The sequence below is a fragment of the Geobacillus sp. WSUCF1 genome (assembly GCF_000422025.1).
Taxonomy (GTDB): domain Bacteria; phylum Bacillota; class Bacilli; order Bacillales; family Anoxybacillaceae; genus Geobacillus; species Geobacillus zalihae.
The window spans coordinates 1-12240 of sequence record NZ_ATCO01000112.1; the positions used below are offsets into that span (position 1 = coordinate 1).

General features: G+C 53.8%; 7 protein-coding genes, 1 other RNA gene and 3 pseudogenes. 3 read left to right on the forward strand and 8 right to left on the reverse strand.

Annotation, left to right across the window (positions count from 1 at the left end):
* Together I656_RS0116005 and I656_RS05405 are read left to right on the forward strand one after the other, a co-directional pair.
* Positions 1–97 (forward strand): annotated as a pseudogene (locus tag I656_RS0116005) (cytochrome B5); the annotation flags it as partial.
* Between the two features lies 1 nt (position 98).
* Positions 99–1747: pseudogene (locus tag I656_RS05405) on the forward strand (b(o/a)3-type cytochrome-c oxidase subunit 1).
* Positions 1748–1879: 132 nt separating this feature from the next.
* On the opposite strand, the gene I656_RS05400 reads toward I656_RS05405, so the two are convergent.
* The 5 genes and pseudogenes from I656_RS05400 to gpsB form a co-directional block, all read right to left on the reverse strand.
* Complete coding sequence (locus I656_RS05400; RefSeq protein ID WP_015374721.1) at positions 1880–3382, reverse strand: carboxypeptidase M32; 1503 nt, start codon at positions 3380–3382, stop codon at positions 1880–1882.
* Between the two features lie 118 nt (positions 3383–3500).
* Positions 3501–5437 (reverse strand): annotated as a pseudogene (locus I656_RS0116010) (ATP-dependent DNA helicase).
* 122 nt (positions 5438–5559) lie between these two features.
* Positions 5560–6702, reverse strand: a complete 1143-nt coding sequence (locus I656_RS05395) for a class I SAM-dependent RNA methyltransferase (RefSeq protein ID WP_014195686.1) — start codon at positions 6700–6702, stop codon at positions 5560–5562.
* Positions 6703–6849: 147 nt separating this feature from the next.
* Positions 6850–7246, reverse strand: an RNA gene (rnpB, locus tag I656_RS18065) — RNase P RNA component class B.
* Between the two features lie 99 nt (positions 7247–7345).
* Entirely contained in the window at positions 7346–7642 is a 297-nt protein-coding gene (gene gpsB, locus I656_RS05390) for a cell division regulator GpsB (RefSeq protein WP_011231037.1), read from the reverse strand.
* On the opposite strand from gpsB, the gene I656_RS05385 reads away from it, so the two are divergent.
* A complete protein-coding gene (locus tag I656_RS05385) occupies positions 7641–7835 on the forward strand; it encodes a hypothetical protein (RefSeq protein ID WP_014195685.1) in 195 nt (64 codons plus the stop codon). The genes gpsB and I656_RS05385 overlap by 2 nt on opposite strands.
* A 42-nt stretch (positions 7836–7877) precedes the next feature.
* Here the strand turns inward: I656_RS05385 and I656_RS05380 are convergent, their stop codons facing one another.
* The 3 genes from I656_RS05380 to I656_RS05365 all read right to left on the reverse strand — a co-directional run bounded on the left by I656_RS05380 (position 7878) and on the right by I656_RS05365 (position 12188).
* On the reverse strand, positions 7878–8123 hold the full coding sequence (locus I656_RS05380) for a CotD family spore coat protein (RefSeq protein ID WP_025950050.1): 246 nt from the start codon (positions 8121–8123) through the stop codon (positions 7878–7880).
* A 439-nt stretch (positions 8124–8562) separates the two neighbouring features.
* Positions 8563–9828: a ribonuclease H-like domain-containing protein gene (locus tag I656_RS05370; RefSeq protein ID WP_015374718.1), complete on the reverse strand. Its 1266-nt coding sequence runs from the start codon at positions 9826–9828 to the stop codon at positions 8563–8565.
* A gap of 83 nt (positions 9829–9911) precedes the next feature.
* Positions 9912–12188, reverse strand: coding sequence for a DEAD/DEAH box helicase (locus I656_RS05365; protein WP_015374717.1), 2277 nt, complete (start codon positions 12186–12188; stop codon positions 9912–9914).
* Between the last annotated feature and the right edge of the window lie 52 nt (positions 12189–12240).

A 12240-nucleotide genomic window follows, 5' to 3' on the forward strand; every position in this document is an offset into this window, starting at 1 on the left:
CACGTTTGACAAACCGGGCGAGTATACAATTCTTTGCAACGAATATTGCGGCGCCGGCCACCATATGATGACGGCGCGCATTAAGGTGGTGGAGTAACATGGCACAACCGTTGGAAAAAGTCGATCGCCGCGATGCGAAACTGGCGCTTGCCCATTTGTTCGTCGCCTTTGCCGCCTCGCGCTCGGGGGGTTCGCCGGCCTATTGCAAACATTAGTCCGTTCCGGCAAGTTTGAGCTCCCGGCTGGGATCAGCTATTACACGATTTTGACGACGCACGGCGTCTTGCTTGGGCTTGTGCTGACGACGTTTTTCATTATCGGCTTCCAGTTTGCCGCCGTCAGCCGCACGACCGGAGCGCTCTCGGACGGTTCGCGCCGGCTCGGCTGGATCGGTTTTTGGATGATGACGTCAGGGACGGCCTGCACAGCCTTTTTCATCCTAACCGGCCAGGCGTCTGTCTTATATACGTTTTACGCGCCGCTTCAGGCGCACGCTGGCTTTTACATCGGCTTGGCGCTTGTCGTCGTCGGCAGCTGGGTGAGCGGCTTTGCGATGTTCGCTCATTATGCCCGCTGGCGGAAAACGCACCGCGGTCAAGTGAGCCCGCTGCTGGCGTTCATGTCAGTGACGAATATGGTGCTATGGCTCGTCTGTTCGCTTGGCGTCGCCGCCACCGTTGTCTTTCAGCTCATTCCATGGTCGCTCGGGCTCACCGACCGGGTGAACGTGCTCTTGAGCCGGACGCTGTTTTGGTATTTCGGGCATCCGCTCGTCTACTTCTGGCTATTGCCGGCGTATATGGTTTGGTACGCCGTCATTCCGAAAGTGATCGGCGGCAAAATGTTCTCCGATTCACTCGCGCGGCTGGCGTTTATCTTGTTTTTGCTGTTTTCGATTCCGGTCGGCTTCCATCACCAATTGCTTGAGCCGGGGATTTCGCCGTTTTGGAAATACGTGCAAGTCGTCTTGACGTTCATGGTCATCATTCCGTCGCTCATGACCGCGTTCGCCATGTTTGCGACGTTTGAATCGTACGGCCGCTCGCAGGGAGCGACCGGCTTGTTCGGCTGGCTGCGGAAACTCCCGTGGAGCGACGCCCGCTTTTTCGCTCCGTTTGTCGGAATGCTGTTTTTCATTCCGGCCGGCACCGGCGGGATTATTAACGCCTCGCACCAACTCAACCAAGTCGTCCATAATACGATTTGGGTGACCGGCCACTTCCATTTAACGGTGGCAACGACTGTCGTCCTAACATTTTTTGGTGCGTCATACTGGCTCATTCCGCATTTGACCGGCCGTGTGATGACGAAAGCGATGAACCGGCTCGCCATCATTCAAACGATCGTTTGGGCGGTTGGGATGACGTTCATGTCCGGCTCGATGCATTTTGCCGGTCTGCTCGGCGCACCGCGGCGCTCGGCGTTCTCAACGTACGGCAATTCGCCGCAAGCGCTTGAATGGATTCCGTACCAAATCGCGCAAGCGGTCGGCGGCACCATCTTGTTCATCGGCATTATTTTGATTCTCGTCATCGTGATCAACTTGGCCTTTTTCGCCCCGAAAGGCGAAACGGAGTTTCCGGTCGCCGAGGCAGCTGCTCCGTATGAACGGGCTGCACTGGCGCTTGAAAACTGGAAGCTTTGGATCGGCCTCGTCGTTGCGCTCATTTTGATCGCCTATACGGTGCCGATCATCGACATCATTCAAAACGCTCCGCCGGGGTCGAAAGGATACAAATTATGGTGAAACAAGAAGGTGTCCCCAAGCGATCGGGACACCTTCCTCTTTATGTGCATAAAACCGAGACATAATAGGACTTTGTCGACAGAAAAACGAAACGAACAGCGTAAGAACGATGTTTGCACTGACGCGCCTGTTCTATAATCGATAAAGCGCCTTATATTTTTCTTCTAAATATTGAATAAGATAATCGGCTTTCAGCGTTTCGCCCGTCGCATCGCGCACAAGTTCGAGCGGCTTTTTCATTTTTCCAAACTGGTGGATATGAACGGTCAACCATTCACGGATCGGTGCGATGTTCCCCTCTTCAAGCAGCCCAGCTACATCCAACTCTTTTTCCATCGCTTGCTTGAATTGCGCCGCATACATATAGCCAAGCGCATACGATGGGAAATAGCCGAAGCTGCCGCCGGACCAATGGACGTCCTGCAACACGCCGACCGCATCGTTGTGCGGGCGGATGCCAAGGTATTGTTCATATTTCTCATTCCATACATCCGGCAAGTCGATTGCTTCCAGCTCCCCAGCAAACAGCTGCTTTTCGATTTCATAGCGGATGATAATATGGAGCGGATACGTCAGTTCGTCCGCTTCAATACGAATGAGCGACGGCTTCGCTTCATTGATCGCCCGGTAAAACGCATCAAGCGAAACGTCGGCGAACTGCGTGGGCGCGTATTGCAAAAGGCGCGGGTAATGCCGCTTCCAAAACGCATAGTGGCGTCCGATCATATTTTCAAAAAAGAGCGACTGCGATTCATGAATGCCCATCGACGCCCCGCTTGCAAGCGGAGTGCCGACAAGCGACTCGGAAATGTGTTGTTCATACAGCGCATGGCCGCATTCATGGATCGTGCCAAACACCGCGGTGCGGAAGTCGCGCTCGTCGTAGCGCGTCGTAATGCGCACATCGTTCGGGTTGAGCCCGATCGCAAATGGATGGACCGTCTCATCAAGCCTCCCCTTGCCAAAATCATAGCCGAGCTCTTTAAGCAACTCAAGCAGAAAAGCGCGCTGCTTTTCTTTTGGAAACGGCGCGAACAAAAAGGACACATCCGGCTTGTTGGACGCGGCGGAAATGGCGTGCACAAGCGGGACGATGCGTTCGCGCAGGCGGCTGAACAGTTCGTCAAGCAAATCGACGGTCATGCCCGGCTCGTATTGATCGAGCAGCGTATTATACGGGTGTCCTTCATACCCCCAATAACGGATAAAGCGGCGCTGAAACTCGATGATTTGCTCCAAATACGGGCGAAACCGGGCGAAATCAGCAGCCGCTTTCGCTTCTTCCCAAACGCTTTCCGCTTTGGAACAAAGCACGACAAACTCTTTGTATTCATCCGCTGGAATTTTTTTATTGCGCTCGTATTCTTTTTTGCATTCATCAAGCGTTTTCTTTGTCACATCATCGAGCTCTTCATAGACGGCTTTGGGCGACAGCTTGGCAATAAAGGCCGCCATCTCCTCGGATGTCGACATGCGAAACACTTCTTCTGACAGCATGCCGATCACTTCTGATCGCTGCTCGACCCCTTTTTTCGGGGCGCCAGTCCGCAAATCCCAATACATGAGGCCAATCGCTTCGCGGTAGCCCGTCATTTTTTTCACGTATTGCAAAAACTGCGCTTCGATTGGTTTCACTATACTCAGTCCCCCTATGTATTTCATGGCCGTATCATCATTTCCATAACAAGGTGCCATTTTCCTGCTTGCCAGCGAGAAAATGCTATTTTTGTGGAAAATGAAAAAGGGAAGAATATCATTCTTCCCTCACCGCTGTCGGCAACACGTCTTTGATCGCCGCAATGACCCGTTCATCTTCCCTGTCGGTGACGAAAATGGAAACGATGCCGCAGTCGTCGCGCGTGCGGATGAGCCGTCCGACTCCTTGGCGAAGGCGAAGAAGCATATACGGCACATCGACGTCCCAAAACGGGTTGCTATACGCTTTTCGCTTCGCCTGAAACACCGGATCATTCGGCGGATACGGCAGCGACCAAATCATGACGTTCGACAGCGACGGCCCCGGGATGTCCAGCCCCTCCCATAAATGTTCAGAACAAAGCACCGTCTCTTCCTCGCGCTGAAATTCAGCGACCAAATCGCTGATTTCGCGGTCGCCTTCAAACAAAAACGAAAATGGTTCGCCGGCTGCCGCCTCTTTAAACTGAAGAAGCTCCTCGCGCGTCGGGAACAAGATGAGCGCCCGGCCTCCGGTTTCGCGCAATTTTTCAAGCGCATATGCGTATTTTTTGGCAAACAGCGTCTCATCCGCGCGGAACGTCGGCATAAAAATCGTCATCTGTTCGTCGTAATCAAACGGCGACGGCACGCTGAACGATAAATAGTCATCAATGCCTAAGCTTTGCGCTATATATTGGAATGATTTTCCGTTTGATAGTGTTGCCGATGAAAAGACAAACGGCATGCGTTTCGCGAACACTTTTTCGCGCAACACTTCCTGAACGGTGCGCGGCATGACGACAAACGTCGCCTCTTGACGCGACGACTCAAGCCACGTAATGGCGTCGGCGTTTTTCAAAAACAAATCGAGTGAATACTGGATTTGATCCAAATATTCATCACAATGTTCAGCTGGTAATGATCGATCGTATACGTCTCGCTTTCAAACACAAGCTCGTTGCCGATTTCGACCATTTGGCCGCGGAGCCGCTTCGCCCATTGTTCAAGACGCGGCGACGGCAAAATTTCTTTCCGGTTCGAACCCGGAACGTCTTTCGCGCACGCTTTCAGCTCATCAAAAAAGCGCGTGCTCGTCTCCAGCGTCTCCTCAATTAAATAGGCGAGCTCTTCACGGATGTCGTTTTCAAGAAGACGTGTCAGCAACGTCTCAAGCGTCGTCTCTTTCATTCGATATGTCAACGCCTTTTGCGCAGCGAACTCCAATAAATGCCCTTCGTCAAACACGACACAGCTCGCTTCCGGCAACAGCGGCAGCTGTCCTTCCCGCTTGCGCGCTTCATACGTCCAAACATGTTCCATATAAAAATCGTGCGAGCAGACGATCAAATCCGCCGCCTTCCGGTAATAGTCGCGCCAAAGCGTCTGTCCGCAGCGATGCCGCTTTTCGCACGTGAAACAGTCTTGAAACGGATCCCAGGCGATTTTTTTCCACTGTTCATCAGTCAGGTGGGCGTATTCTTTTCGGTCGCCGTAGCGGTAGAACGACTGCAACGGTTTGTTGTCATGGACGAAGGCCGGAAGTTCATCGTAAATTTGCTCATACAGCTCGATGTCGTCATCGTCATACGTCGTCACTTCTTCCAGTTTATTCAAACATAAATATTGATCCGGCGATTTCGCCAGCCGGACGTCGATTTCCAGCCCGAGCACGTTGGATAGCTTCGCAATATCGCCTTCCTTTTTGACGAGCTGCTCAATGAGCGTCTCATCGGCGCAGGCGATAATGGCCGGCTTGCCTGTATAACGGGCGTAACAAATCGCATACAACAAATACACGATCGTTTTCCCTGTGCCAACTCCCGCTTCGGCGAAGATCACCTTTTTTTCTCGAAACGCCCGCTCGAGCTGAAACGCCATATAAATTTGCTCGTCGCGCAGCTCAAAGCCGGCTTCCGGCAAAATGTCATAAAAAACATCGCCGATCCACTGGCTCAACTTATCAAAAAAGTTTTCATTTTTTTCTACAACAAACGGATAACGCTCATGGCCCATCGTCGCCACCCCTCCAATTGGCATAAACTCCCCCGGCATATCATGCATAAGCGCGCAACAAGTTTGTTGCGCGCCCGATCCCTAGTAACAAAACAATATTATGATCGATGGCCGCCGAGAAGTCAACTTCGAGCTTCGCGCGGCGGCCGCGGCCCCCAGTACTGGTAGTAATGCGTTTCAATAAAGCCGTTAAACAGTTTGCGCCGCTTCGTCGCCGGGCGGCCGTAATGCGTTTCAAAACCGCGGTGGGCGGTTAAAATGTACACCGACCACGTATCCAAGGCGGCGAAGGCGCGGCCGATGGCGCGATAGAGCGCTTCGACCTCCCGTTGTTCGCCAAGCCGTTCGCCGTATGGCGGGTTGCCGACGATCACCCCGTATTGTGCATCGGTCCGAAACTGCTCGGCGCGGCCCTCCCGAAAAGAAATGAGATCGGAAAGCCCCGCTTCGGCTGCATTCATCTTGGCGATCTCGACCATGTGCGGGTCAAGGTCAATCCCGCAAATATCAAGCGGTTGGTCGTAACGCGCCATCTGTTCCGCCTCTTGGCGCGCCTCTTCCCATACCGATTCCCCGATCCACGGCCATTGCTCTGAGACGAAATCCCGGTTAAACCCTGGGGCGATGTTTTGGCCGATCAGCGCCGCCTCAATGGCAATCGTGCCCGACCCACAAAACGGATCGACAAACGGGCGCTCGGGCGTCCAATTGGTGAGCAACACTAAGGCGGCCGCGAGCGTCTCTCTTAGCGGCGCCTCCCCTTGGCGAGCACGGTAGCCGCGTTTATGCAGCCCGGCGCCGCTTGTATCGATCGTCAACGTAGCGATATCTTTGTGAAGCGCCACCTCGATCCGATACAACGGCCCGGTTTCCGGGAACCACGACAAATGATAGCGCGCTTTTAAGCTTTCGACGACTGCCTTTTTCACAATGGCTTGGCAGTCGGAAACGCTGAACAGCGTTGATTTGACCGACTTCCCGATCACCGGAAACTCGGCATCTTTCGGCAAGTAATCGGCCCATGGCAACGCCTTCGTTTGTTCAAACAACTCCTCAAACGTCGTCGCTCGAAACTCACCGACTTTCAGCTTCACGCGGTCAGCAGTGCGCAGCCAAAGGTTGGCCCGGCAAATGGCGAGCGCATCGCCTTCAAACGTCACTTTGCCGTTCTCCACTTGGCACTCATAGCCAAGCCGGCGCACTTCTTCCGCGACGACTGATTCGAGCCCCATCGCGGCCGTGGCAATCAGCGAAAACGAAGTCATCCTGTTCCCCCTATCTGATAGGTGTATGTATCCTCATTCATGGCCTATACTTCCATTATAGTCATATGGAAGGAAAACACACAAAAGAGAAAGCCCTCCTTCCTGCAGGAGGGCTTTCCCACGATTCCAATCACCGCGTTAATCATGTTCTGTAAGCCATGTTCTGTACCTTCGTACTGCAAGCGGCTTTCGCCTCGTACTCCGGCGGTAATCATCTATCTACAGGCAGCGTACGCCGCCTGTCCTTCCCTCCGTTCATTTCCTTCGGGAAGGTGCCCCTACCATCATTTGGGTTTCTCGCTCGTGGGGTTTACCGCGTTCCACCTCTAAGGTTTCCCTTAGAGCTGCGTCACTGTGGCACTTTCAGGGTAATCGAACCATATCCGCATGCGGACGTAGGTTCTTTCCCCGCCGTCAGCCCAGCCGAAGCCAGACTGCCCTAGCTTATGGATTCGCTAGGCACGAACACTACGGGCATCTCAGCACCGTGCGAGCATGGACTTTCCTCTACGGCCGAAACCGGCCGCAGCGATTACCCGAACATGATTAACGCTGCGAGCATCTTACAGTATAGCTGATCTTGGTGTGAGAATCAAGAAGAAAAAATTAGAAATCCCTGCATCAACTTCGCCCTGCCGGCTGGTTATTCATACAGTTTCCGGCCAAACACATGCTTTTCTAAGTTGGAAAGGCGCTGCAAAATGTCGTAGTTCGTCGTTCCCGCCGACATCGCCGGCCGTTTTTGAAGCTCCTCGACTTGCCGCTTCAGCCGGGCGTTTTCCTGGCGCAGCTCGTCAATTTCTTGCTGAAATGCTTCATAATCTTTAATAATGAGATCCAAAAATTGATCCACTTCGTCTTGGTTGTACCCCCGTATGCTTACCTTAAATTCCTTTTCTAAAATGTCTTTCGGCGTCAGTTTCACTTGATGGGCTGACATGGCTTTTCACCTCAATCCGCATTCAACGATCATCTTCTCTTTATTTTTTCAGAAATTCAGCCGGTTGTCAATTGACGGATGGCTTGCCGCATCGATCGGGAAGCCGCATGGCGCCCACGCAGACTTCCCGGCGGCGCCGAAACGCCGTCCTCCCGCCCAAACGCCGCCGGCTGCCGGCGTTTTCCATCCGTAAAAAAACAGAAGCCGACAAAGCGGCTTCTGTTTTTGGCCCTTACTATCGCAACGGAAACGGCGGAAATGGCATCGGTCCCGGACCCGGGCAGTACAGATGGCGATTGGCAGCCTGAGCCACCGCCGATTCCGTATGCGGGAAATAATGTTGATGTTCATACAGGTGATGATAAACATGCGTCGTATGCGATGGATGGATATGCGGCACAATCGTTGCTTCGAAATGATGCAAAACGTTGCAACGAGGCGGATGAACGATCGGCGCCGTTACATTCGGCAGGCAATGCATCATATTCCTCTCCTTTCATCAATTTAGGCTGTTGCTTGACAATACTAGCCTATGATGAACGGAGTGGACTCGTACTAGTATAAACACCCATTTTGAAGAGCCATTCGCGCCAACAATCTACCGGCTCTCTCGCCCCCGGTGCTTCGGACGTTTTGGCATCGTCATTCGTCTTTTTGAATCCGTTATGCGGCGCCGGCCTCTCTGACGTTCATTAATAGATATAATTGAACACGACAAACGTCAAACCGACGACAATAAAAAAGAGATACAAAATTTTTTTGTACATGCTCCGCATCGTCTTCTTCTCCCTGCCATCGTTTTCGTTCATTCCGATGCCATTGTACACGTTTTTTCTTTTTTCTACAAGATTCACAACAAAAAGACGAAACATTTTCGTTTTCTGTCATATTTTGCGCTTGCCAGGGAAATGGACGAGTTCTCACCCGTTTTTCTTGCGTTCAAGCCGCGCGAGCCGCCTGCGCCATTCCGCTTCTTCTTTCTCGCTATGTTGTCGGCTCATCCTAGCGAGCGACCGCCACGCTTCATATGCCATAACGGCATAACGGTGCGCTTCGGCCGCATCCCGGAAATAATGTTCATACACCTTCGCCAGTTCAAGCCCGGCCTTCGCCTTCCAATAGCCATTTCCGTGGATCAACAAGTCGCGCCAAAGGAGAGCAGCCTCTTCATATCGTTTTTCTTTTCGGTATAAAAGCGAAAGCTGCCATTTCGCCGCCTGCGCTTCCTTCGCCCCTTTGCCGCTCGCCTCCTCGTACACCCCCCTTGCAGCCGCTGTTTCCCCGACCGCTTCGAACCAACGGGCGGCGGCCAACTGCTCCTTGGGGTCAGCGAGCCGGTCCGCTTCAAGCAGCTGAACGGATAGGTGAATGTAGAGAGCAATGAGCGACAACACGTCGCGCTCGTTATGGCGCAATACTGGCATGAGCCGGTCTGGATGGGGCGTTTGCAAAAACTCCTTGTACATCATCGGCGCCAAAAAGCCCGGCACATCATCGCCCCGCTCGACATGGAGAATGTGCCGCTCCACTTCCGAAAGGCGCAGCGAATCCAATTTGTCTTTCCATAAGCGGCGGGCGGCGTGATACAAATCAAAATGACCGAACGCTGGCAATTTTGGCACCATGTTGCGGACAAGCGCATGGCGCGTTTTCAGGCGCGGCCAGTCGAACGCTTTTCCATTATAGGTAACAAGCGTCGTATAATCGACGTCAGACAAAAAACTTTGATAGAGCGCCACTTCCGCCCCTGGGTATGGCAGAAGATGCTGGCGGATGGTGACGAAATCGCCAAGAATGCGGGCGTGGCCAAGCAAGAACATGATGTTTCCCGCCCCGCTTGAAAGTCCCATCGTCTCCGTGTCAAAAAAGAATAAGTCGCGAACGGCAAAGCCGCGGCAGGAGAGCGGATGGGAAAACGGCGCTTCCTGCCATCTTTCGTGCACTTCATACAGCGCTCCGAGCCGATAGCGGCCGTGCTGATAGTCAAGCGGATACACCGTTTCCCGAATGAGGCAGTAATCGCCGGCAAACCAATACGGCTTGGCGCCGTACTCCCGCCAAACGTCGGCATACGGCACGTCCGTCACAGGTCGTCCGTCCGGTTTCTCTTCTTCTTTTTCTTCATCGTTCTCCTTTTTATGCCGGGCGGCAAGCAATTCTTTCCATTGCGCCAACTTCGGCTTCATCCGTTCACCCCCTCCTTGCTTGACGTCGGCTTGCTTCTATAAGTTGATTCTCCCACACTCGGCAAAAACACGCATGACGACGCTTAAACGGACGGACCGGCCCAAACGGCAAGTTGTTCGTCCAAAAACTGGACAAGTTCGCGCTTCAACGACGGTCCGTCAGCGCTTGAAATGCCGATGCACGATGGGCAGCCGTCCGCACACGGGCAACGTTCGACCCATTCTTTCACATGTTTCATGATCTCTTCATACCGTTCAAACACCGCCTCCGACAGGCCGACTCCGCCTGGATAGCGATCATAAAGGAAAATCGTCGGCCGTCCGGAATGCGGCGCCTTAAGCTGCGGCACGACGTGAAGATCGGAGCGGTCGCACATGACAAACACCGGCACGAGATGACCAAGCACATTGGCGATGCCGACAAGGAGTTGTTCAAACAGCGCCGGGGAAAACCGTGACGGCACCGCCTCCCACTCGATCCACGCCGCCGATGTATGCAGCGTTTCCTCGGGAAGCCGGATCGGCCCTGATCCGATGTTTTCAAACGTCGACAGCTTCAGCTTTTTAAAAATCGTCGCCATCGCTCGGACCGATACATCACCGTAACGCACCGCCATTTGTCCGCGCGTTTCGCTCCGGTCTTCCGACAGCACATCAAGCCGGACAGCCAAATTGGCGTCCGTAAAATATTCCACATCCACTTGGCGGACGTACGCCTTTTTCTCCTCCCAGTCGAGCTTTTCGACTTGGTATTGTGCTCCTTCGTGCAAATAAATCGCTTCATCATGAAGCAGCGTCATCGCGCTGAAGCGGTCCATTTCGCCAATGACGCGATGGCGGGCGGTGTCGGAAATATCGATGATGACGACGTTTTCCTGAGCTGCGGAGCGCAAACTGATATCATGCGCCGGAAACGCGTCGCTCATCCAATGCCAGCGCCCAGCGCGTTCGTTTAGCACCCCTTGCTCGGCCAAAAAGTCGAGCACCTCTTCGACCTCGACGCCGCCGAACGTCTCGCCGCGCCGGAACGGAAGCTCATAGGCGGCGCATTTGATATGATCGACCAAAATGAGCAGATTGTCCGGGTTGATGCGCGCCGCCTCCGGCGAGCGGGCGAAAAAGTATTCTGGATGGGAGATGATGTACTGATCGAGGGGGCTTGCGCTTGCGATCATCACAACGAGCGAATCGCCCTGGCGCCGGCCGGCGCGCCCGGCTTGCTGCCACGTGCTGGCGATCGTTCCCGGATACCCTGTTAAGATGCACGCTTGCAATTGGCCGATATCAACACCGAGCTCGAGCGCATTCGTGCTCACCACACCGATAATCTCCCCGCTGCGCAACCCTTTTTCAATGGCGCGCCGCTCGTTCGGCAAGTAGCCGCCGCGGTAGCCGCGGATCGTCGTATCGCCGATTCGTTCGTTCACCACCGCCTGCAAATGGCTTAAAATCAACTCGACACGGACGCGGCTGCGGGCGAAAACGATCGTCGGAATGCGGTTGACAAGCAGCTGTCTTGCGAGCTCAACGGCCGTTTTTGTCGCGCTTTGGCGGATGTTCATCGTCCGCTCGACAACCGGCGGATTGTAAAACACGAAATATTTCCGCCCGCGCGGCGCCCCATTGTTGTCAATAAGCGTCACCGGTTCGCCGATCAGCCGCTCCGCCAACTCTTTCGGATTGGCGATCGTCGCCGACGTGCAAATAAACGTTGGTCGACTCCCGTAAAAGGCGCAAATGCGCTTTAAGCGGCGGATGACGTTCGCCACATGGCTGCCGAATACGCCGCGGTATGTATGCAGTTCATCGATGACGACGTAGCGCAGCTGTTCAAAAAGAGAAATCCATTTCGTATGGTGCGGCAAAATGGCCGTATGGAGCATATCTGGGTTGGTGATGACAATATGGCCCGCTTGACGGATTTTTTGCCGCAGCGCCGGCGCCGTGTCGCCGTCGTATGTATGGCTGTAAATCGACACCCCCATCTCGGCGATGATCTCGTTTAGTTCATTTCTTTGATCTTGAGCGAGCGCCTTCGTTGGAAAGATATACAGGGCGCGGCTCGATGGCTCTTTGGCAATGGCATCGAGCACCGGCAAATTGTAGCAAAGCGTTTTCCCTGAAGCGGTCGGCGTCACGGCGACAATGTTCCGCCCGCTTTGGACCGCGTCATAAGCGGCCGCCTGGTGCGTATACAACGAAGCGATGCCGCGCGCTTTGAGCGCCGCGCCAAGCCGCGGATCGAGTTCGTCTGGAAACGGAACGAAATTCGCTTCTTTCGGTTCGATTTCATGCCAATACACGACATTCGGATCTTGGCGAAGCTGTTCGATCCATTCCGACAGCGTCTGTTTTCTCACGTCGCATATCACCTCGTTTCTATTTTACATGCATTCCGTTTGTTTGCACTAC